Source organism: Pseudomonas petroselini, from assembly GCF_045037875.1.
GTDB classification, from domain to species: Bacteria; Pseudomonadota; Gammaproteobacteria; order Pseudomonadales; family Pseudomonadaceae; genus Aquipseudomonas; species Aquipseudomonas petroselini.
In genome coordinates this window covers 570,781-592,979 of the sequence record NZ_CP173614.1, presented here as the reverse complement: position 1 = coordinate 592,979, position 22,199 = coordinate 570,781, and the positions used below count along the sequence as shown (strand labels likewise).

The following is a 22,199-nucleotide window of genomic DNA, read 5'->3' as shown; positions in this document are numbered from 1 at the left end:
CATGCTGCAGAACATTCCCACTCATGTGATTGCCGGGCCGTTGGGCGCTGGCAAGACCAGCCTCATCAAGCACCTGCTTGCCCAGCGCCCAGCCAACGAGCGCTGGGCCGTGCTGATCAACGAGTTCGGGCAGATCGGCCTAGACGCCGCCTTGCTCACTCAGGATGACGACGGCATTGCCTTGGGCGAAGTCGCTGGCGGCTGCCTGTGCTGTGTGAATGGCGCGCCGTTCCAGGTAGGACTTGGGCGTTTGTTGCGTAAGGCCAAACCCGATCGGCTGTTTATCGAGCCGTCAGGCCTGGGCCATCCGGCGCAATTGCTCAAGCAGTTGCGAGAGGCGCCGTGGCAGAACGTGTTGGCAGTGCAGCCCTGTGTGCTGGTGTTGGATGCCCAGGCGCTGGCGGCGGGTAAACCCTTGCCGTCGGCGCAGCAGGAAGCCTTGGCGAGTGCCGGGCTGCTGGTATTGAACAAGGAGGAAGCGCTGGACGCTGCGCAGCGCCACGCCATTGAACAGCAGTTACCGGATTGCCCGTTTTACTGGACCCGGCAGGCGCATTTGCCGCTGACCCAGTTACCAGGACTGAACGCACAGGCGGCTGCGGCTGTGGATAACTTCGAAGTGCCCAAGGGGTTGGCGCAGATGCCGGCCATTTGGAGCGATCCCGCGCAACCGATCTGCCTGAGCCAGGCCCAAGAGGGCGGCTGGAGCATCGGTTGGCGCTGGCACCCGAGCCAGCAATTCGATGCCCAGCGCCTGCATCATTGGCTGGCAAGCCTTGAGTGGCGCCGCGCCAAGCTGGTTATCCACAGCGCCGAAGGCTGGTTGTCGGCCAACGCTGTGGATAACAGCCCGCTCGCCTGGCAAACCAGCGAATGGCGGCGCGATTCGCGTATCGAATTGATTTTCAGCGACCCACAGGACGTGGCGGCATTGCAGACCGCACTGGCGGCCTGTCGTTACTGACGGTTCTTGGTGCCGTGGTCCTGTCGCCACTGGCTCAGCTCGATCACTTCGGCGCTGGGCAGTGGTGTCTTGATCTCGAACGGGTAGGGCGCCAGTTCGATCTGCGCACTGTGGGCGCCGAATTGGGTGATGGTCCCTGGGTGGCGGGTTTCGCCGGTCACGATGAATTCAAAGTTGTAGATACGTGCCAGGCGCCGCCGGCCATTGGCATCCTTCACAAACCCGATGCGCTTGAGCGCCACCGCACCGTCGAGCAGTTCGATGTCGAGCTTGGCGCAATGCTGCTTGACCCGCTCCAGCGCACGCTCGCGCAGGCCGTGGTTGTGCCACACCCAGGCGGCACCGGTCGCCAGCAGCATCAACACGAAGATGTTTCCCAGGGTCAGCATGCGAAAGACTCCAACAAAGTGAGAGCAGCTTAACTGTGTCGCCGGTCTGTCGTATAGGCTGCTTTTAGTCGCATACTGCGCGGCCAGAATTTCAACGGCTTTACGGAAATCCCCCGCATGAAACGCACACCTCATTTGCTTGCGATCCAGTCTCATGTGGTCTTCGGCCATGCCGGAAACAGCGCCGCCGTGTTCCCCATGCAGCGCGTCGGGGTGAACGTGTGGCCGCTGAACACCGTGCAGTTCTCCAACCACACCCAGTATGGCCAGTGGGCGGGTGAAGTGTTGGCGCCGCAGCAGATTCCGGCGTTGGTGGAAGGCATCGCCGCTATCGGCGAGTTGGGCAACTGCGACGCGATTTTGTCCGGCTACCTGGGCAGTGCGGATCAGGGCCGGGCGATCCTGACCGGCGTGGCGCGCATCAAGGCCATCAACCCCAAGGCTTTGTATCTGTGCGACCCGGTGATGGGCCATCCGGAAAAGGGCTGCATCGTGCCGCAGGAAGTCAGCGATTTCCTGCTGGACGAAGCCGCGGCCATGGCCGACTTCCTGTGCCCCAACCAGTTGGAGCTGGACAGTTTTGCCGGGCGCAAGCCGCAATCGCTGTTCGATTGCCTGGCCATGGCCAAGGCGTTGCTGGCGCGCGGGCCGAAGGCTGTATTGGTCAAGCATTTGGATTACCCCGGCAAGTTGCCGGATGGTTTCGAGATGCTGCTGGTGACCGCCGAAGGCAGCTGGCACTTGCGCCGGCCGCTGTTGGCGTTTCCGCGTCAGCCGGTGGGCGTCGGCGATTTGACCTCGGGCCTGTTCCTGGCGCGGGTTCTGTTGGGCGACAGCCTGTTGGTCGCCTTCGAATTCACCGCTGCCGCCGTACACGAAGTGCTGCTGGAAACCCAGGCTTGCGCCAGTTACGAGCTGGAGTTGGTGCGGGCCCAGGATCGCATCGCCCACCCTCGCGTACGTTTCGAAGCGACACCCATCGAGTTGTAGGAATATTCCTGATTGAGCCAGGCGAAGGGCGTCCGGTACTATCGGGCGCCTTCTAGTCCACTGTGCTTTCAAGGAAGATCCATGTCCCTCGTATTCCCTTCGCCGCGGGCGCTGACCGCCCTGGTGCTGACGTCGTTGCTGGCCGGTTGCAGTGTGAACGGCACTTACCCTGATGCCACCGAGGCTGATGCCGCCAAGCTGCGTTTCATCTCTAATACGTCCAATACCACCATCGACGTCTACGACGCTGAGCACTGCATGGGCCAGACCACTGGCATGCTCAACAATATTTTCTTGGTCGATACCCGGCGGCGTGTCGGCATGTCTGTGCCCCCACCGGTCAAGGCCAGAGGCTTGCTGGAGTTCAAGCTGGCACCCGGCAAAGAAACCATGCTGATGATCAACACCAATGGCGGCAGCTATGTCTGCGGCAAATCAATGAGCATCACGCCAAAGGCCGGGGAAGAGTATGAAGTGACCTTCGATATGGAACGGGGCATGTGCACGACCTCGTTTCAGCGCCTGACGCGCTCGGATGGCAAGGATGTGCGCATCCCCCAGCCGATATTCGAGAACGGTATGCCGTCGTGCGCGGGCAAGAGCCCGATATTCGGTAAGGTGATCCCGGCTACGCCACACCGTACCGCGTTGATCAACGCAATCGTTGAAACCCATATGCAGCTCATCACGTTGATGGAGCCTGACACCGCGCAGCGCCCGCAAGCCACCGAAGAGGCGATCGCCGAGCGCAAGGCGAAATTAGGCACATTCACGCCACCTGAGGCCTATTGGGTTCAGTTCCGTCAGAACTATGCACGGGTGAATCAGGAAATGGCTGGCCGCAAGGCGCGTACGCTGGAGCTTTATGAGCGGGTTTACCGCATGCGCCTGAGCGGCACCGAAGATGCGATTCTGGAGCAATGGCAGAACCCGACGGACGCCGCCGTTGTCGAGCGCGTCAAGGCTAACGACAAGTTGATGGCGCAGTACTACACGAACACCAGCAAAGCCGTGATGGTGGACATCGTGAACCATCACATGGAGCGCATGAGCCAGTTGGATCAGCGCTTTGATGTGTGTGCCCACTACGATGGGTGCTGGCGGTTGTAGGAGCGGGCTTGCTCGCTCCTACACGGGGGGCATGGCCTACAGCGCGTCTGCCTTGATTTCCTGATAGCGCTTTTCCAGCTCCTGACGGATCTGTCGGCGCTGCTGGGCCTGCACGAACCGGCGCTTGTCTTCGCTGTTGTGAGGTTGCAGCGGTGGCACGGCGGCCGGTTTGCGCTGGTCGTCCACGGCCACCATGGTGAAGAAGCAACTGTTGGTATGGCGCACCGAGCGTTCGCGGATGTTCTCGGTCACCACCTTGATGCCCACTTCCATCGACGTGTTGCCGGTGTAGTTGACCGATGCGAGGAACGTCACCAGCTCACCGACATGGATCGGCTCGCGAAAGATCACCTGGTCTACCGACAAGGTGACGACATAGCGGCCGGCATAACGGCTCGCGCAGGCGTAGGCCACTTCGTCGAGGTACTTGAGCAGTGTGCCGCCGTGGACATTGCCTGAGAAGTTGGCCATATCGGGGGTCATCAATACCGTCATCGACAGCTGGGCGTTTCCGGGTTCCATAGCACACTCACGGGTTGTAGGCATTGGTTGGGGGCGCACCTCTGCGGGTGCTGGAATCTTTACAGCGCCATCCATAACGGGACGCCGGTAGGCGGCTTGCCGTCACGCGCTCACCGATCTGTTTCCATATATTGCACCGGCTTTCCGGCGGAAGTCGCGGTGTTAACCTTCAAAAGCCCGTCTCAGGGCATTTCTTACGATCAAGGCAGACTTTTCCTTCCGCACTTTGCGATATTTCAAAGGCGCGGGCGGAAGTGGGAAAAGCGCCAGTACCCTCAAGGAGCCCCTCGCCATGCACGCCATCAGCTTTATCCAGGACTTGGCCGTGATCATGCTGGTGGCAGGGGTTGTCACCATCCTGTTTCACCGCCTCAAGCAGCCAGTGGTGCTGGGCTACATCGTCGCCGGGTTCATCATTGGCCCCCACACCCCACCTTTCGGCCTGATTCACGACGAAGACACCATCAAGACCCTCGCCGAGCTGGGGGTGATCTTCCTGATGTTCTGCCTGGGCCTGGAGTTCAGCCTGCGCAAGCTGTTCAAGGTCGGCGCCACGGCGTTTATCGCAGCCTTCCTGGAAATCATCCTGATGATCTGGATCGGCTACGAGATTGGCCGCTGGTTTGACTGGAACACCATGGACTCGCTGTTCCTCGGCGCAATCCTGGCGATTTCCTCCACCACCATCATCGTCAAGGCGCTTAACGACCTGAAGATGAAAAACCAGCGCTTCGCCCAGCTGATTTTTGGCGTACTGATTGTGGAAGACATCCTCGGCATCGGCATCATCGCCTTGCTGTCGAGCATCGCCGTCAGCGGTACGGTCAGCTCCGGCGAGGTGTTTTCCACGGTCGGTAAGCTCTCGCTGTTCATGATCGTTGCGCTGGTCATCGGTATTTTGCTGGTGCCGAGGCTATTGGCTTACGTGGCCAAGTTCGAAAGCAACGAGATGTTGCTGATCACCGTACTGGGCTTGTGTTTCGGTTTCTGTCTGCTGGTGGTCAAGCTGGAATACAGCATGGTGCTGGGCGCGTTCCTGATCGGCGCAATCATGGCCGAATCCCGACAGTTGATTAAGATCGAGCGCCTGATCGAGCCGGTTCGCGATATGTTCAGCGCCATCTTCTTCGTGGCCATTGGCTTGATGATCGACCCCCAGATCCTGCTGCAATACGCCTGGCCGATTGCGGTGATCACCGTGGCGGTGGTGCTCGGCAAGATGCTGTCCTGCGGCTTGGGGGCATTTATTGCCGGCAATGATGGCCGTACCTCACTGCGCGTGGGGATGGGGCTGTCACAAATTGGTGAGTTTTCCTTCATCATCGCGGCGCTGGGGATGACGCTGCAGGTGACCAGTGATTTCCTTTATCCCGTCGCCGTGGCGGTTTCAGCGATTACCACGCTGCTCACGCCGTACTTGATTCGCGGCGCTGACCCGCTGTCGCTGAAGATTGCGGCAATCATGCCCAAGCGCATGAGCCGGGTGTTCGGCATGTACGGCGAATGGTTGCGCAGCATCCAGCCTCAGGGCGAGGGCGCCATGTTGGCGTCGATGATCCGCAAGATCATCCTGCAAGTGGGGGTAAACCTGGCGCTGGTGATCGCGATCTTCTTTGCCGGCAGCTTTTTTGCGGCGCGCATCGGTGGGTATCTGGAGGGCTGGATTAGCGATCCAAGCTGGCAGAAGGCGCTGATCTGGGGTGGGGCGTTGCTGTTGTCGCTGCCGTTCCTGATCGCGGCGTACCGCAAGCTCAAGGCGCTGTCGATGCTGCTGGCGGAGATGAGCGTGAAGCCGGAAATGGCTGGGCGACACACCCAGCGTGTACGAAGGGTGATCGCGGAGCTGATCCCGATCCTCTCGCTGCTGGTGATCTTCCTGCTATTGGCCGCCTTGTCGGCCAGTATCCTGCCGACCAACAAGTTGCTGGTGCTGATCGCCGTCGTCACGGCAGCGGTGGCGGCCGTGCTCTGGCGGTGGTTCATCCGCGTGCATACGCGGATGCAGGTCGCCTTGCTGGAGACCCTGGATAACCACAAGGATACGCCGGAGCACTAAGTGGGCGGGCCACTTTACTGTGGTGAGCGAGCTTTTTTGTGGTGAGCGGGCTCACCACAGTAAGCCCGGTCAGCCAACAGCTCTGTCAGCTTTCCAGCCAGACGTCCCGCGCCCAGTGCCACACGGATTCCCAGGTTTCTTCGGTGACGATTTCTTCTTCGCCGGACCACAGCACCACGGTGCCGTCTTCTTCGACGCAATAGTAGTCGTCGCCGTCCTGGCAGATAGGGATCAGGCTGCGATCAACACCGGCATCCCAGGCGTTGGCGGCCACGTCCGGCAGGTAGGTATGGGATTGCGGGTCGGTGACGGTCACCGGCTCCAAGCTGCCGTACACCACATCGCTGACGGTCAGCAAAAATTCACGGAAGACAAACGGGATGTCGATGAACAGTTGTTCCTCGATTTCCACCAGTTGGTCTTCGTCAGGCAGTTCCAGCGGAACCGGGACCGGTTCGTTGACTTCACGCAATTGTTCGATGATTTCTTCCACGGCCGGGATCCTCTTGCTAGATGGCGCGGTTTATAGGGGCGTTTTATACAGTAGCTCGCTATAAGTGCAACCGTGAAATAGAAAACCCCGGACAGGTCCGGGGTTTTTTGTATCTGCTTGCTAAGCGCGCAGGGATCAGCCGTTCTGGCGGATACCGGCGACCAGCCAAGGCTGGTTGTCGCCCTGGGCACGTTCCATGTTCCAGCTTTCGCTGAACACTTCGCCCTGGTCGAAGCGCGAAGTCTTCGATACACCGCTGAAAGTCAGGGTGGCGATGGTCTTGTCGGCGCGATCATCCACACCTTCCAGCTGTACGCGCAGGTCGTCGATGTAGGTCGACTGGAACGCGTCGCCCAGGTCGGCACGTTCGCGCTTGAGGAACTCCAGCAGTTGCGGGGTCACGAACTCGGAGATCTTGTCCATTTCGTTGGCGTCCCAATGCTGCTGCAGGGACTGGAAGTGGCTGCGGGCCGCTTCGACGAAACGCTCTTCGTTGAACCAAGCCGGTGCGTTGATCACCGGACGGGCCGCAGCAGGCGCTGCCGAACCACCGAAGATCGAACCCATGGCTGGTTTTTGCTCGAACACTTCACGCTGCATTGGCGCGCCAGCGGGAGCCAGATGCTCCTGCTGCTTGCGGCGACGGGCAGCGATGAAGCGGAAGATCAGGAAGGCGATGACCGCCATGATCAGGATGTCGAAGATCTGCATGCCCTGGAAGCCGCCGCCCATGAACATGGAAGCGAGCAGGCCACCGGCGGCGATACCGGCCAGAGGGCCCAACCAGCGCGAAGCACCGCCAGCCTTGGCAGCGGCGCCTGCAGCACCGGCTGCGCCTGCGGTAGCCGCAGCACCGCCGGCACCGGCGGATGGGGCCATTTGGCTGGTCTGGTGAGTCGGTGCCGAGCCCATGCTTTTGCCGCCACCAAAGCGCTTGGCGTTGGCGTCGATGCTCATCGTCAGGCCGATGCACAACGCCATGGCGATGCTAAGAAAACGTTTCATAAAGGGAATTCCCATTTGTGGATTGCACGCGCGCCATGTTGCACAGGTGTAGTGACAGTGGCTAGCGACATAATGTTTCGGGCTTTTGCGTAGGACCGATTCAGAATGGTCTGTAGGACTTATTACAGCTATTGGCCCGCGCTCGTCTAAAACAAGGGCGGGCCCATCATCTTCATGTAACGCAGTGTTTCATGAGAGAGGCTGGTTGGGGTGAGGGAGCAAGCGCCCTCGCCACAGTCAGATGGCTTCGAGCTTCGCGTAACCCATCATCAGCCACTTGCTGCCTTCGGCGAAATTCACCTGCACCCGCGCCTGGGCACCGGCGCCTTCGAAGTTGAGGATCACGCCTTCGCCGAACACCGAATGCCTGACCTGCTGGCCAAGGCTGAACTGGGTTTCCGGAATCTCGGAACCGGCAAACATACTGCTGGAGTTCTGCTGCTGACCTCCGCCGAACGGGCGGCTGACGCTGTTGGACAAGCGCACTTCCTGGATCAGCCCCTTCGGCACTTCACGTACGAAACGCGAAACCTTGTTGTAGGTCTCGCTGCCGTACAGGCGTCGGGTCTCGGCGTAGGTCATCACCAGGTTCTGCATCGCACGGGTGATGCCCACGTAGGCCAGGCGGCGCTCCTCCTCAAGACGGCCCGGCTCTTCCAGGCTCATCTTGTGCGGGAACAGGCCTTCTTCCATGCCCACCAGGAACACGTACGGGAACTCCAGGCCCTTGGCGCTGTGCAAGGTCATCAGCTGGATGCTGTCTTCATGCTCATCGGCCTGGGTATCACCGGCTTCCAGCGACGCATGGCCGAGGAAAGCGGCGAGCGGTGTCAGCTCTTCGTCTTCCTCGGTGTTTTCGAACGCACGGGCGGCGCTGACCAGTTCCTCAAGGTTTTCTACCCGGGCCTGGCCTTTCTCGCCTTTTTCCGCTTCGTGGTAGGCAATCAGCCCGGACTGCTCGATCACGGTCTGGGTCATCAAGTGCAAAGGCATTTCCGCGCACTTGGCGGCGAGGTTCTCGATCAGTTCGACAAACACACCCAGCGCCCCGGCGGCGCGGCCGGTCAGGCCTTTATTGGCGATCAGCAAGCGCATGGCTTCCCACATCGACACATCGGCATGGCGCGCGTGGTCGCGAATGGCTTCGACAGTCTTTTCGCCAATGCCACGCGCCGGGATATTGATGACGCGCTCCAGCGCCGCATCGTTGCCGCGGCCTTCCAGCAAGCGCAGGTAGGCCATGGCGTTCTTGATCTCGGCACGCTCGAAGAAGCGCTGGCCACCGTAGATGCGGTACGGGATGCGTTCGCGCAGCAAGGCTTCTTCCAAGACCCGCGATTGGGCGTTGGAGCGGTACAGGATGGCGATATCGCTGCGCGCCAGGCCGGTTTTCAGTGCACTTTCGATGGTTTCCACCACGTAGCGCGCTTCATCGTGCTCGTTGAACGCGGCGTACAGGTTAATGGCTTCGCCTTCGCCGCCGTCGGTCCACAGCTCTTTGCCCAGGCGCCCGGTGTTGTTGGCGATCAAGGCGTTGGCCGCCTTGAGGATCCCGGCGGTGGAGCGGTAGTTCTGCTCCAGGCGGATGGTGACGGCGTCCGGGAAGTCTTCGGAATACTGGTAGATGTTCTCGATTTTCGCGCCACGCCAGCCGTAGATCGACTGATCGTCGTCGCCCACCACCATCAGGCTGTCGCCACCTTTGGCCAGCAGGCGCAACCAAGCGTACTGCACGGCGTTGGTGTCCTGGAACTCGTCCACCAGGATGTGGCGGAAGCGTTTCTGGTAATGGGCCAGCAAACCCGGGTTGTCGCGCCACAGGTCGAGGGCGCGCAGCAGCAGCTCGGAGAAGTCGATCACCCCGGCGCGTACGCACGCGGCCTCGTAGGCTTCATAAATGCTGCGCATGGTGGCCAGGAACAAATCGCCGCTGGCCTGGATGTGCTGCGGGCGCAGGCCTTCGTCTTTCTGGCCGTTGATAAACCATTGGGCCTGGCGCGCCGGCCAGCGCTGTTCGTCGAGCCCCAGCTCGCGGATCACCCGCTTGACCAAGCGTTGCTGGTCATCGCTGTCGAGAATCTGGAAGGTCTGGCTCAGGCCCGCTTCCTGCCAGTGCGCCCGCAACAGGCGGTGCGCCAGGCCGTGGAACGTGCCTACCCACATGCCGGCCGGGCTGATGCCCATCAACTGCTCGATGCGGTGGCGCATCTCGGCAGCGGCCTTGTTGGTGAAGGTCACCGACAGGATGGAATGCGGGGACGCGTTCTCGACCTGGATCAACCAGGCGATACGGTGCACCAGCACTCGGGTTTTACCGGAGCCAGCACCGGCCAGGACCAACTGACGGCCAACGGGGGCGGCTACGGCCTGGCGTTGGGCATCGTTGAGGGAGTTCAGCAAAAGAGAGAGATCATCGCGCATCGGCGCATTCTATGGCCCACGGGGGAGTGGGGCAAATACCAATGCCGGGTGGTCGACGGAAAACAATCAGGGTGATGACCGGTTGGTCAATGGCCACAGCCCGCGCAGCGTCTCGCTCAAGCCGTCTGGCCCCGAAGTTTGCGGCGCATGAGCGTGCCGTTTTTATGACGTAGAGCAGTTTGGCCCAAGCGTTTGCTTGTGTATGCTCCGTCGACGTTTCGGGCTCACCATTATAAGAACACTGCCTATGACCCTCAGCACCGACCTGTTTGGCCCCTCGGCGGCGCCCGCGCAGGTTCTTCGCAAACACTACGCCACCGAGATGGCGGTCGAGCGCACACGCCTGCTGTATCAGGGCTCGCTGCTGCCGACCCTGTTGATGTTGGTCAATGGCCTGGTCTGCGCCTGGCTGCTCTGGAATCCCAAGCAATACCTGTTGGACAGCATCTGGTTAGTCTGGCTGCTGGCCCTGGTGGCGATGCGCGTGATCCAAGTGGCGGCGTTTGATTCGGCCATGCCCAGTCGCCAGGCCCAGCCGGTGTGGCGGCGCATGTTCATGCTCGGTTCGGCGGTCAGCGGCCTGACCCTGGCCACCGCCGCCATCGCCCTGGTGCCGGCGGACAGCTTTATGCAGCAGGCCTGGGTGTTCGGCCTGATCGGCGCCGCGACACTGTCGGCCAGCGTGGCCTACGCCGTGAGCGTGCCGGCCTTTTTGTCGTTCGCCTTGCCGTGCCTGGTGCCGTCCATCATTTACCTGTTCTGGAGCGGTGACCCGCAGCAGCGTGGCTGGGGCGTACTCGGTCTGATCCTGCTGGCGTCCTTGAGCCTGGTGGCATGGCAGGTCAACCGCCTGATCCAGCGCGGGCTGCTGCGACGCTTCCAGAACCAGGCGTTGATCGAGCATCTGCAACAGGCACAGCAGCGCAGCGAGCAACTCAATCAGGAGTTGGTGCGCGAAGTCGAACAACGCCGCCAGGTCGAGCAGGAACTGCGCGAAGCCCAGGTCGGCCTGCAGGACCGCGTGGCACAGCGCAGCCAGGAGCTGGACGCTGCCAGCCTGGCGCTGAATAAAAGCGAGGCGCGCCTGGCCATGGCCCTGCAAGCCAGCGAGCTGGGCCTGTGGGACTGGAACCTGCAAACCGACGAAGTCCACCACACCCAGCTCAAGGAGCTGTTCGGCCTGGAGCCTGAGTACGTCACGGCGATGCTCGGTCACCTCAAGCCACGCCTGCACCCCGAAGACCTGCCGCTGCTCAAGCGTGCCCTGGTGGAGCACCTCAAGGGCCGCAGCGAGGACTACCAAGTGGAATACCGCGTGCGTCATGGCGATGGGCATTGGGTGTGGATCGAAGACCGTGGCCGTGCCGTGGAGCGTGCGCCCAGCGGCCGCGTCACGCGCATGCTCGGTACACGCCGTGATATCAGCGCCAGCAAGGCTCTGGAGGAACAGCAGCGTTTGGCGTCGACCGTCTTTGAAGCCGCCAGCGAGGGCATTGTGATCCTCGACCCGGACTACGTGCTGATTGCCGTCAACCAGGCCTTCAGCCGTGTCACGGGCTTTGAAACCGACGACATGATTGGCCGCAATGTGGTGGAGCTGCCCAGCAGCCGCGATGCCCGCCGCCACTTTCCGGTGATCCGCCAGGCGTTGCTAAGCCACGGTACGTGGCAGGGCGAGTTGGTGGAGACGCGCAAGAACGGCGAGCTGTACCCGCAGTGGCTGCAATTGAATGTGGTGCGCGATGTTCGAGGAAAAGTCAGTCATATCGTCGGGTTCTTCGCCGATCTCTCGGCGCGGCGTGAGTCCGAAGAACGCATGCGTCACCTCACTCATTACGACGAGTTGACCGGGTTGGCCAACCGCTCGCTGTTCCGAGAACGGCTGCGCGAGGCTCATCAGCGTGTACGCCAAGGTGGGCGCAGCCTGGCGCTGCTGCACATCAATCTCGACCGCTTCAAGTTACTCAATGACAGCCTCGGCCATGAAGTTGCCGACCAATTGCTGCAAAAAATGGCGCGTCGCCTGATTAACGCCTTGCCCGAGGCCGACACCATTGCGCGTTTGTCCGGGGATGAATTCGCCGTGCTGTTCGACGCCTATGGCAACCTGTCGAGCCTGGCGCGCGTGGCCACGCGGCTGCTGGCCAAACTGCGGGTGCCGGTGACGGTGGAAGGGCATGAGTTGGTGGTCAGTGCCTCAATGGGTGTCAGCCTGTTACCGGACAATGCGCGGGAGATTTCCGCGCTGGTCAGTCAATCGAACATGGCCATGCAGCACGCCAAGCACTTGGGCGGCAATAACTTTCAGTTCTACACCGACAGCTTGCAAGCCAGCACCCTGGAGCGCTTGCAGCTGGAAAACCACCTGCGCAAGGCCATCGAAGAACGTCAGCTCTCAGTGTTCTACCAACCGAAGTTATGCCTGGCCACCGGCAAGCTGAATGCGGCCGAGGCGTTGATTCGCTGGGAGCATCCGCAATGGGGCATGGTGCCGCCGGGGGATTTTATCGGCCTGGCCGAAGAGACTGGCCTCATCGTGCCGCTGGGCGAATTCGTGCTGCGCGAGGCGTGCTGGCAGGCGTGTGAATGGCAGCGTCAGGGGCTGGCGCCGATTCGCGTGTCGGTGAACCTCTCGGTGCACCAACTGCGCCAAGGCAAGTTGGTCAGCCTGGTGCGCCAAGTGCTTGAAGAAACCGGCCTGGACCCGCAATACCTCGAGCTGGAGCTGACCGAAAGCCAGTTACTCGACAGCGTCGAACACATCATCGCCACCTTCCAGCAACTGCGCGACCTGGGCGTGAAGCTGGCCATCGACGATTTCGGCACCGGTTATTCGTCCCTCAGCTACCTCAAGCGTATCCCCGTGGACTACGTGAAGATCGACCAGACCTTTATTCGTGGACTCGGGCAGGGGCGTGAAGACGCGGCCATCACCCGCGCAATTATCGCCATGGCCCATGGGCTGGCCCTCAAGGTGGTGGCAGAAGGTGTGGAAGACCAGCAGCAGCTGGATTTCCTGCGCGCTGAGCGGTGTGACGAAGTGCAGGGCTATTTGATCAGCCGGCCGATGCAGGCCGAAGGGTTGGCAGATTTGTTACGGAAAAATGCAGATTTTCCTGAGTGATGCCAAGGTCGCCCCTGTGGCTACAACTTGGCCGCCCTTAAATTCAAAGGCGGGCAGGGCGATTTAGTGACGCGTCGGACGGGCAAAACGGCAATTCTTGTAGTATAACTACAAGCTTGCTACATCCTTGGCCCTGCCCATAACAAGAGTCCTGTCCTTTGAACCTGTTGCAACATATCGCCCAGTCGCGCCACCTGTTACGCAAATCGGAACTCAAGGTTGCCGATCACGTGCTGCTTGACCCTGCGGCTGTGATGCACAGTTCCATGGCCGATTTGGCCCACAGCGTGGGCATCAGCGAGCCGACCATCGTGCGTTTCTGCCGCGCCATCGGTTGCTCCGGGTTCCAGGACTTGAAACTCAAGCTGGCCCAAAGCCTGGCCGCCGGTGCGAGCTTCGGGCAATTTGCGATCCATGAAGACGATTCCGTTGCCGATTACAGCCTGAAAATCTTCGACACCACCCTGCACACCCTGATGGAAGTGCGCGAGAAGCTCGACCCGGTGGAGCTGCAGAAGGCCGTGACGGCCATGTCCCAGGCCCAGCGCGTTGAGTTCTATGGCTTCGGTGCATCCGGCGCAGTGGCGGCCGACGCCCAGCACAAATTCTTCCGCCTGCTGCTGACCGCAGCGGCCTACAGTGACCCGCACATGCAGGCCATGTCGGCGGTGACCTTGAAGCCCACCGATGTCGCCATCTGCATCTCCCAGTCCGGCCGCTCCAAAGACCTGCTGATCACCGCCAACCTGGTGCGTGAGAGCGGCGCTTCGTTGATCACCCTGTGCCCCAGCCAGACGCCGTTGGCGGAACTGTCCACGGTCAACCTGGCCATCGATGTGCATGAAGACACCGAGATCTACACGCCACTGACCTCGCGCATCGCCCACCTGGTGGTGATCGACGTGCTGGCCATGGGCGTGGCCATGGCGCGCGGGCCGAGCCTGGTCAACCACCTCAAGAGCGTCAAGCGCAGCTTGCGCAGCCTGCGTCTGTCGCCCAAATCCGTCAAAGCCCTCGACGACTAGCGCTGTATGCAGAGCAAAATGTGGGAGGGGGCTTGCCCCCGATGCAGTGAGTCAGTCAGTAGATCTGGTGACTGATACACCGCAATCGGGGGCAAGCCCCCTCCCACATTTGGATTTCCTACAGATCAGCAATGTTCATCGTCTTGTAATGCGCGCGCCGCTAAACCGTCATCGCCCAAGGCCATCCTGTACTCCCCGTACTCGCATTGGGAGACTCCAAATGGCCCGGCCCTACGAAGACAGCAACAGCTCCGTCAAGACCCGTCGTCAACAGGAAGACCAGCGCCGCATGGCGTTCCGTCGCGCAATCGAAGACCGCTGTGATCAGCGCCAACTGCTCCAGAGCATCACGGACTACCCGGAACTCCACTGGCAGGCACCCGCGGCTGCCCAGCGAAGCGCTCAGCCAGCGCGCTGATCTGCACCCGCTCGCTGCGGATAAAGCCCAGGAACGCATGGGCCACTGGTGACAGGCGCTTGGCCTTGGCCTGCACCAGGCACCAGCTGCGGTACAGCGGCAGCTCTTCCACCGGCAGCTCCTTGAGCCCGCCGGTGGCCAATTCCATGTTGACCGCGTGACGCGTCAACAAGGCCACGCCCAGCCCGGCGCATACGCATTCACGCTGCGCCTCGGCTGAGGCGACTTCCACCGTCTGGGTGAAGTGCACGCGTTTTTCCTTGAAATATTCCTCACAAGCCAGCCGCGTGCCGGAACCCGGTTCGCGCAGCAGCAGTGTGTAAGGTTCCAGGTCCTGCAGGCGCAGCGGTCCCTGAAGGCTGAGCGGGTGGTCGGGCGGTGCCACGGCAACGATTGGGTTGTTAAGGAACGGCAGGAACTCCAAGCCCATGTCCTGGGGCACCATCGACATGATCACCAGGTCGTCGCGATTATCCGAAAGCCGGCGGATCACCTGGGCACGGTTAACCACCGTGAGGTGCAATTGCACTTCCGGATGCTGGCGCTTGAAGGCGGCAAACAGGTGCGGCACGAAATACTTGGCGCTGGACTCAATCGCCAGTTTCAGTTGGCCTTGCAACGAGCCCTGCATGTCCGAGAGCTGCATATCGAGGTTTTCCAGGCGCCCGAAAATATCCCGGCTGGCCCTTTGCAGGGCTTCGGCGGCCTCGGTCATGTAGAGCTTTTTGCCGACGTAATCGAACAACGGCTGGCCGATCAGCTCTTCCAGCTGGCGAATTTGTAGGCTAACGGCCGGTTGTGTGAGAGACATTTCCTCGGCCGCGCGGCTGTAGGAGCGCAAGTCGCACACCTCGTGGAAGATCTGCAACTGACGCAATGTCAGTCGCATCAATGACTTACGCATTTTTTAATCCTCTCGCCCCAGGCTGTGCGGCCAACTATAAGTCTTTACTTATGCACGACCCAATAATTATTGATTTTTGTTAATCCCTTGGCGGGCTTAGTGTGTGTCTCGCGACTGTCATGAAACATTTGGTCACGCGCCGACCCGGATTCGTAGGGTCGAAGAACGCAGCAATCGGCTCAAGGGAATTTCCAAGTGATAAAAAAGATCCTGATCGCCAACCGTGGTGAAATTGCCGTACGAATCGTGCGTGCCTGCGCCGAGATGGGCATTCGCTCGGTCGCGGTCTACTCCGACGCCGACCGCCACGCGTTGCACGTCAAGCGTGCCGACGAAGCCCACAGCATCGGTGCCGAGCCCCTGGCCGGTTACCTGAACCCGCGCAAGCTGGTGAACCTCGCCGTGGAAACCGGCTGTGATGCACTGCACCCCGGCTACGGTTTCCTGTCGGAAAACGCCGAACTGGCGGACATCTGCGCCGAACGCGGGATCAAATTCATCGGTCCCTCGGCCGAAGTCATCCGCCGCATGGGCGACAAGACCGAAGCGCGCCGCAGCATGATCAAGGCCGGTGTGCCGGTCACGCCGGGCACCGAAGGCAACGTCGCCGACATCGCTGAGGCCCTCACCGAAGGCGACCGCATTGGTTACCCGGTGATGCTCAAGGCCACCTCCGGTGGTGGCGGTCGCGGCATTCGTCGTTGCAACAGCCGTGAAGAACTTGAACAAGCCTTCCCCCGCGTAATTTCCGAGGCCACCAAGGCGTTCGGTTCGGCGGAAGTGTTCCTGGAAAAATGCATCGTCAATCCCAAGCACATCGAGGCGCAGATCCTCGGTGACAGCTTCGGCAACGTGGTGCACCTGTTCGAGCGCGATTGCTCGATTCAGCGCCGTAACCAGAAGCTCATCGAAATCGCCCCAAGCCCGCAACTGACCCCGGAACAGCGCGCCTACATCGGCGACCTGTCGGTGCGAGCCGCCAAGGCCGTGGGCTACGAGAACGCCGGTACCGTGGAGTTCCTGCTCGCCGAGGGCGAGGTGTACTTCATGGAGATGAATACCCGGGTGCAGGTGGAACACACCATCACCGAAGAAATCACCGGGATCGACATCGTCCGCGAACAGATCCGCATCGCCTCCGGCCTGCCGCTGTCGGTGAAACAGGAAGATATCCAGCACCGTGGCTTCGCGTTGCAGTTCCGTATCAACGCCGAAGACCCGAAGAACAACTTCCTGCCCAGCTTCGGCAAGATCACCCGTTATTACGCACCCGGCGGCCCCGGCGTGCGTACCGACACGGCGATCTATACCGGCTACACCATCCCGCCGTTCTACGACTCCATGTGCCTGAAACTGGTGGTGTGGGCGTTGACCTGGGAAGAAGCCATGGACCGCGGCCTGCGTGCCCTGGACGACATGCGCCTGCAAGGCGTGAAGACCACCGCTGCCTACTACCAGGAAATCCTGCGCAATCCGGAATTCCGCAGCGGCCAGTTCAACACCAGTTTCGTGGAAAGCCACCCTGAGCTGACCAACTACTCGATCAAGCGCAAACCCGAAGAGCTGGCCCTGGCCATCGCCGCCGCCATCGCCGCCCACGCAGGCCTGTGAGGAACATTCCAATGTCTAAAAAAATCTTCGTAACCGACACCATCCTGCGCGACGCCCACCAATCGTTGCTGGCGACCCGCATGCGCACCGACGACATGCTGCCGATCTGCGACAAGCTCGACAAAGTCGGCTACTGGTCCTTGGAAGTCTGGGGCGGCGCCACCTTCGACGCCTGCGTGCGCTTCCTCAAGGAGGACCCGTGGGAGCGTCTGCGCAAACTGCGCGCCGCGTTGCCCAACACCCGCTTGCAGATGCTGCTGCGTGGCCAGAACCTGCTGGGCTATCGCCATTACAGCGATGACGTGGTCAAGGCGTTCGTAGCCAAGGCTGCCGTCAACGGTATCGACGTATTCCGCATTTTCGACGCCATGAACGACGTGCGTAACCTGCGCGTGGCCATCGAAGCGGTGAAGGCTGCCGGCAAACATGCCCAAGGCACCATCGCCTACACCACCAGCCCGGAGCACACCGTCGAGGCGTTCGTGGCCCAGGCCAAGCAGTTGGAATCCATGGGTTGCGACTCGATTGCGATCAAGGACATGGCCGGCCTGCTGACCCCGTACGCTACCGGCGAGCTGGTCAAGGCACTCAAAGCCGAGCAAAACCTGCCGATCTTTATCCACTCGCATGACACGGCGGGCTTGGCCGCGATGTGCCAACTCAAGGCCATCGAGAACGGTGCCGACCACATCGACACGGCTATCTCCAGCTTCGCCTGGGGCACCAGCCACCCCGGTACCGAGTCGATGGTCGCCGCCCTTAAAGGCAGCGAGTTCGATACCGGCCTGAGCCTGGAACTGCTGCAAGAGATCGGTCTGTACTTCTACGCCGTGCGTAAGAAGTACCACCAGTTCGAAAGCGAATTCACCGCCGTCGACACCCGCGTGCAAGTCAACCAGGTACCGGGCGGGATGATTTCCAACTTGGCCAACCAATTGAAAGAGCAAGGCGCGCTCAACCGCATGGGCGAAGTGCTGGCCGAAATCCCGCGAGTACGCGAAGACCTCGGCTTCCCGCCGCTGGTCACCCCGACCTCGCAGATCGTCGGCACCCAGGCGTTTTTCAACGTGTTGGCCGGCGAGCGCTACAAGACCATCACCAACGAAGTGAAACTGTACCTGCAAGGCGGCTACGGCAAGGCGCCGGGCACCGTGAACGAGAAATTGCGTCGCCAGGCCATCGGCAGCGAAGAAGTGATCGACGTACGCCCGGCCGACCTGCTCAAGCCGGAAATGACCAAACTGCGCGGTGAAATCGGCGCGTTGGCCAAGTCCGAAGAAGACGTGCTGACCTACGCCATGTTCCCGGACATCGGGCGCAAGTTCCTTGAAGAGCGCGACGCCGGCACCCTGGCCCCTGAAGTGCTGTTGCCGATCCCAGAAGCCGGCGGCGTGGCGCGTGCCGGTGGCGAAGGCGTACCGACCGAGTTCGTCATCGACGTACACGGCGAAAGCTACCGCGTGGACATCACCGGTGTCGGCGTGAAGGCAGAAGGCAAGCGCCACTTCTACTTGTCCATCGACGGCATGCCGGAAGAAGTGGTGTTCGAGCCGCTCAACGAATTCGTCAGCAGTGGCGGCAGCAAGCGCAAGCACGCCACCGAGCCTGGCCATGTCAGCACCGCGATGCCGGGCAATATCGTCGACGTGCTGGTCAAGGAAGGTGACGTGGTCAAGGCCGGCCAGGCCGTGCTGATTACCGAAGCCATGAAAATGGAAACCGAAGTGCAGGCAGCGATTGCCGGTAAGGTGACTGCCGTTCATGTGGCCAAGGGCGACCGGGTCAACCCTGGCGAAATCCTGATTGAAATCGAAGGCTGATCCAGCCTTCGACACGACCGTTTAATCCTCGGGGGGGCAGGTGCCCCCCTTTTTTTTCGTGCGCAATTTGGTGGGGTTAGAAGCTGATCTTCCACTGCCCCATCAAGCCCTGGTTGCGACTGTTTGTGCCGGCCTGCGCGCTGTAGGTCAGGCCGACGGTGTGTTGTGCCGACAAGGCGAGGTCGAGCCCGGCTTGCAGGTCGAGGCTATTGCGGTCCAGCGAGGTGCCGGTGACGGTGAAACCGTCAACCAGCCCCGGCAGGGCACGGTAGGATTGGCGGACCTGGCTGTCGACTCCGCCGTAGAGGTGTTTCCAGCCGGTGCTGAGGTGGGGTGTGAGGCTGATCTGGTTATCGAACCGATACACCGTTGCCAGGCGCAGGCCCAAGGTCGTGCTGAGGTTTTGTTGGGTTTGTGCGCCGACGTTCAGCGCGGTCAAGCCACCCGTTTCCTTGAAACTGTCGCGGTGGTAGCGCTGGAAACCCAGGCCGGCGAAGGGTTCGACGCTGAGGTCCGCGCTGCCCAGTTGATAGCCCAGTTCGGAAAACAGGGTTTGGCTTTGGGCGTTGTATTTGCCCTTGAGTTGCTCCTTGTAGTCCAGCAGGTTGACGTCGCGTTTGTTCTGCCCCGCGTGGTCGCTGTAGATCGCCCCCAGGCGCAGGCCTATCGGGCCGTCCTGGCGTACGGCGTAACCCCCCAGGTGCCAGCTGTCGAGGTCGCCAGAGAAGCGTTGGGTATTCAAATGGCTGGTGGATTTTGCACCCATGACGCCAACGCGCCAGGCGTGATCCAGTGCCCAGTCGGCGCCCAGCAACAGGCCGTCGACGCCATATTTCAAACCGGCGCTGCCGCCTTGCTTGTCGAGGCTGCCGTCGTTGCCCACACCTTGAATCCAGAAGTGGCCTTCGTCGTCAGCGGGCAGTGTGCGCAGGGTCGAGAGCAATTGGTTGCTGAGGTGCTGTGTGGTGTTTTGCGTTGCGCCGGCGAGGTTGGCGTTCTGGCTGCCGGCCAGTTGCTCAAGGCTGGCACCGATGCCGCCGGGTTGTTTCTCGAGGCCATCACCGAGCTTTTCTAGGGCTTTGATTTGCTCGGACGTCAGTTCCCCGGACTCCAGTAACCGAATCAATCCCGGCTCCAGCACCTTGGCCACTTGCAAGCCATTGCGCGAGGTCGCTTTCTGGGTGAGATAACCGTCGAGGGGCGTTGATTCGATCTCGGGTTCTACAGGAGGCCACGGATCGGGCTGCGCATCGTAGTACGGATGCGGGTACGGCTTGTATTCAATATCGCCACGCGCATGCGCGGGTTGAAGGCTGGCAGTGCTGAGAGCAAGGGCAATGACGAGTGCGAATCTGTGGGGTGTAAAAGGCATGAAATCCCAACCTCTGATGAATGAGGCCGGGAATTTAGCGAGATGACGGGGCGATAACTGTCAGGTCATCGACCCCCGGTTTGCGGGAGTTTTCTCTAGTGCGGCGCGATTAAAAACTCATCGGCCAGCGGGCGATCAACGCGTGGCTTCCTCATTGATCAGAGGTGTTGGGACCGGCACTGCGCCAGTGACTTCACCTGCCCATCACCCTGCTGGTTCGCTTCCGACAACCACGCCTCAAAGCCCGCTGCAACCTGTGGCCATTCGGCGTCGATGATCGAGTACCACGCGGTATCCCGGTTCTTGCCCTTGACCACGGTGTGCTGGCGGAACACGCCTTCAAAACTGAAACCCAACCGCTCGGCCGCGTATTTGGAGCGGCCGTTGGCGTTGTTGCACTTCCATTCCAGGCGACGGTAACCCTGGTCGAACGCGTGCTTGGCCAGCAGGTAGACCGCTTCGGTGCTTTTTGGCGAGCGCTGCATGGCGGCGCCGAAGGTGACATGGCCGATTTCGATGCGACCGTGGTCCGGGACGATCGACATCAGGCTGAGGAGGCCCTGTACCTGGCCGGTTGCGCGGTCGATGACGCTGAAAAAATACGGGTCGCTGTGCGCGGCGTGATTGTTCAGCCAGTCATTGAAGACGCTGCGTTCGGGGAATGGGCCGTAAGGCAGGTAGTCCCACAGCTTGGGGTCGGCACCGGGGCCTTGCAGGGCGTTGAACAGCTCATCGCCATGGCGGGCGGGGTCGAGTTTTTCCAGACGGATAAACCGTCCTTCCAGCCGTTGAACGGTGGGCGCCGGGACGCCTTTCCAGTCAGCGAGAGAAGTCGTCATGCTGCGCTCCTTAAAGACCTTTGCGAAATTGGATAAAGCCTGGACGTTCGGCAATGCGTTCGTAGAGTTGGATCGCCGTGGCGTTGGTCTCGTGGGTCAGCCAATGGACCTTGCAGCAACCGTCAGCCTTGGCGGTGGTGTAGACGAATTCGATCAACTTGCGGCCCACGCCGGTGCCACGTTGGGTCGGGACGACCAGCAAGTCCTGCAAGTAGCACGAGTTCTCGATGCTCCAGTTGGAGCGGTGGTAGATGAAGTTGACCATGCCCACCGCCTTGTCGTCCTGCCAGGCCAGGGCCGAATGGGTGGGCTCGGTGGTGTCGATCAGGCGCTGCCAGGTGCTTTGGGTGACGGCGTCGGGCAACTCGGTGTTGTAGAACGTCAGATACGCTTGCCACAGCGGCAGCCAGGCGGCGTGGTCGGCGGCGGTGACTGGGCGGATGTCGATCTGGCTCATTCTGAGGCTCCTTGGGGCATAAAGCGGGCGAGGGTCTGGTCACGCACGTCGCTACTGGCGGCCAAGCCTCCGCGCACGCCGGCGATATCGGCCGGGCTGCGGTTCTGGCTGAGTTTGCGTTTGCCGATCAGGCGTTCGATCGGCAGGGCAAAGCCGACGATGGCGTTGAGCATGCTTTCAATGTAATCGGCCGGGGCGTCGCTGACCTTCCAGGGCTGGGAGCGGTTGCCCTCATGGCGATCAGTGAGAGCGCTGACCACGTTGAGCAAACGCTCGGCGTCGGTAAACACCTCGGCCTTGCCATAGGCGTGCACCGCCAGGTAATTCCAAGTGGGCACCACTTTGCCGTGCTCGGCCTTGGCCGGGTAAAAGGCCGGGCTGATGTAGGCCTCGGCGCCTGCAAAGATCACCAGCGCTTCGCTGCCGTTCTGCAGGTCCCGCCACTGAGGATTGGCCTTGGCCAGGTGTCCGTAGAGCGTGCCATTGGCACCTTCATCGGGGTTGAGCAGCAGGGGCAAGTGGCTGGCTTGCAGGCCTTGTTCACCCACGGTCACTAACTGCGCCAGGCGGGTGTGCTGGATCAATTGGTGCAGTTCGGGCAAATCGTCGAGGGCGAAGGCGCGAGGTGTGTACATGGAAATATTCCTTGGCGAATGCCTGCATCCTAGGCAGGCTAATG

The 22,199-nt window shown here is 61.1% G+C and carries 19 protein-coding genes; 9 read left to right on the top strand and 10 right to left on the bottom strand.

Annotated elements, in window-relative coordinates:
• Window position 1: 1 nt before the first annotated feature.
• Window positions 2–964 carry a GTP-binding protein gene (locus tag ACI512_RS02825; RefSeq protein WP_236380257.1) on the top strand — a complete coding sequence of 321 codons (963 nt, stop codon included), beginning with the start codon at window positions 2–4 and terminating at the stop codon, window positions 962–964.
• Here ACI512_RS02825 and ACI512_RS02820 read toward each other — a convergent pair.
• Window positions 958–1,353: a DUF3301 domain-containing protein gene (locus ACI512_RS02820; protein ID WP_236380259.1), complete on the bottom strand. Its 396-nt coding sequence runs from the start codon at window positions 1,351–1,353 to the stop codon at window positions 958–960. The genes ACI512_RS02825 and ACI512_RS02820 overlap by 7 nt on opposite strands.
• 117 nt (window positions 1,354–1,470) lie before the next feature.
• On the opposite strand from ACI512_RS02820, the gene pdxY reads away from it, so the two are divergent.
• On the top strand, window positions 1,471–2,343 hold the full coding sequence (gene pdxY, locus ACI512_RS02815) for a pyridoxal kinase PdxY (RefSeq protein ID WP_236380261.1): 873 nt from the start codon (window positions 1,471–1,473) through the stop codon (window positions 2,341–2,343).
• A gap of 81 nt (window positions 2,344–2,424) precedes the next feature.
• Window positions 2,425–3,453, top strand: a complete 1,029-nt coding sequence (locus tag ACI512_RS02810) for a hypothetical protein (protein WP_015886606.1) — start codon at window positions 2,425–2,427, stop codon at window positions 3,451–3,453.
• A 36-nt stretch (window positions 3,454–3,489) separates the two neighbouring features.
• Here the strand turns inward: ACI512_RS02810 and ACI512_RS02805 are convergent, their stop codons facing one another.
• The gene (locus tag ACI512_RS02805; protein WP_003177014.1) at window positions 3,490–3,975 is read right to left on the bottom strand and encodes an acyl-CoA thioesterase; all 486 of its coding nucleotides are present in this window, start codon (window positions 3,973–3,975) and stop codon (window positions 3,490–3,492) included.
• 292 nt (window positions 3,976–4,267) lie between these two features.
• Here ACI512_RS02805 and ACI512_RS02800 point away from each other — a divergent pair, with 292 nt between their 5' ends.
• Complete coding sequence (locus ACI512_RS02800; RefSeq protein WP_046035799.1) at window positions 4,268–6,031, top strand: cation:proton antiporter; 1,764 nt, start codon at window positions 4,268–4,270, stop codon at window positions 6,029–6,031.
• A gap of 85 nt (window positions 6,032–6,116) precedes the next feature.
• Here ACI512_RS02800 and ACI512_RS02795 read toward each other — a convergent pair whose 3' ends face one another.
• The 3 genes from ACI512_RS02795 to uvrD form a co-directional block, all read right to left on the bottom strand.
• Window positions 6,117–6,524 carry an SMI1/KNR4 family protein gene (locus ACI512_RS02795; RefSeq protein WP_231808479.1) on the bottom strand — a complete coding sequence of 136 codons (408 nt, stop codon included), beginning with the start codon at window positions 6,522–6,524 and terminating at the stop codon, window positions 6,117–6,119.
• A gap of 135 nt (window positions 6,525–6,659) precedes the next feature.
• Complete coding sequence (locus ACI512_RS02790; RefSeq protein ID WP_046035798.1) at window positions 6,660–7,529, bottom strand: Tim44 domain-containing protein; 870 nt, start codon at window positions 7,527–7,529, stop codon at window positions 6,660–6,662.
• A gap of 237 nt (window positions 7,530–7,766) precedes the next feature.
• A complete protein-coding gene (gene uvrD, locus ACI512_RS02785) occupies window positions 7,767–9,950 on the bottom strand; it encodes a DNA helicase II (protein ID WP_015886602.1) in 2,184 nt (727 codons plus the stop codon).
• Between the two features lie 247 nt (window positions 9,951–10,197).
• On the opposite strand from uvrD, the gene ACI512_RS02780 reads away from it, so the two are divergent.
• The 3 genes from ACI512_RS02780 (at window position 10,198) to ACI512_RS02770 (ending at window position 14,517) form a co-directional block, all read left to right on the top strand.
• Complete coding sequence (locus ACI512_RS02780) at window positions 10,198–13,074, top strand: EAL domain-containing protein (protein WP_250947391.1); 2,877 nt, start codon at window positions 10,198–10,200, stop codon at window positions 13,072–13,074.
• 158 nt (window positions 13,075–13,232) lie between these two features.
• Window positions 13,233–14,099 (top strand): transcriptional regulator HexR, encoded by an 867-nt coding sequence (hexR, locus tag ACI512_RS02775; protein WP_003177007.1) that lies wholly within the window; start codon window positions 13,233–13,235, stop codon window positions 14,097–14,099.
• A 220-nt stretch (window positions 14,100–14,319) separates the two neighbouring features.
• The gene (locus ACI512_RS02770) at window positions 14,320–14,517 is read left to right on the top strand and encodes a PA3496 family putative envelope integrity protein (protein WP_079444958.1); all 198 of its coding nucleotides are present in this window, start codon (window positions 14,320–14,322) and stop codon (window positions 14,515–14,517) included.
• Here ACI512_RS02770 and ACI512_RS02765 read toward each other — a convergent pair.
• Window positions 14,447–15,421: a LysR family transcriptional regulator gene (locus ACI512_RS02765; protein WP_015886600.1), complete on the bottom strand. Its 975-nt coding sequence runs from the start codon at window positions 15,419–15,421 to the stop codon at window positions 14,447–14,449. The two genes, ACI512_RS02770 and ACI512_RS02765, sit on opposite strands and share 71 nt — an antisense overlap.
• 195 nt (window positions 15,422–15,616) lie before the next feature.
• On the opposite strand from ACI512_RS02765, the gene ACI512_RS02760 reads away from it, so the two are divergent.
• Complete coding sequence (locus ACI512_RS02760) at window positions 15,617–17,032, top strand: acetyl-CoA carboxylase biotin carboxylase subunit (protein ID WP_003213442.1); 1,416 nt, start codon at window positions 15,617–15,619, stop codon at window positions 17,030–17,032.
• Between the two features lie 11 nt (window positions 17,033–17,043).
• Window positions 17,044–18,852, top strand: a complete 1,809-nt coding sequence (gene oadA, locus ACI512_RS02755; protein WP_236379661.1) for a sodium-extruding oxaloacetate decarboxylase subunit alpha — start codon at window positions 17,044–17,046, stop codon at window positions 18,850–18,852.
• A 76-nt stretch (window positions 18,853–18,928) separates the two neighbouring features.
• On the opposite strand, the gene ACI512_RS02750 is transcribed toward oadA, so the two are convergent.
• The 4 genes from ACI512_RS02750 to ACI512_RS02735 all read right to left on the bottom strand — a co-directional run bounded on the left by ACI512_RS02750 (window position 18,929) and on the right by ACI512_RS02735 (window position 22,155).
• A complete protein-coding gene (locus ACI512_RS02750) occupies window positions 18,929–20,224 on the bottom strand; it encodes an autotransporter domain-containing protein (RefSeq protein WP_236379662.1) in 1,296 nt (431 codons plus the stop codon).
• Window positions 20,225–20,382: 158 nt separating this feature from the next.
• Window positions 20,383–21,063 carry a GNAT family N-acetyltransferase gene (locus tag ACI512_RS02745; RefSeq protein ID WP_236379663.1) on the bottom strand — a complete coding sequence of 227 codons (681 nt, stop codon included), beginning with the start codon at window positions 21,061–21,063 and terminating at the stop codon, window positions 20,383–20,385.
• Window positions 21,064–21,073: 10 nt separating this feature from the next.
• Window positions 21,074–21,520: a GNAT family N-acetyltransferase gene (locus ACI512_RS02740; RefSeq protein WP_236379664.1), complete on the bottom strand. Its 447-nt coding sequence runs from the start codon at window positions 21,518–21,520 to the stop codon at window positions 21,074–21,076.
• Window positions 21,517–22,155, bottom strand: a complete 639-nt coding sequence (locus ACI512_RS02735; RefSeq protein WP_236379665.1) for an FMN-binding negative transcriptional regulator — start codon at window positions 22,153–22,155, stop codon at window positions 21,517–21,519. Before ACI512_RS02735 ends, ACI512_RS02740 begins: the two co-directional genes overlap by 4 nt.
• Between the last annotated feature and the right edge of the window lie 44 nt (window positions 22,156–22,199).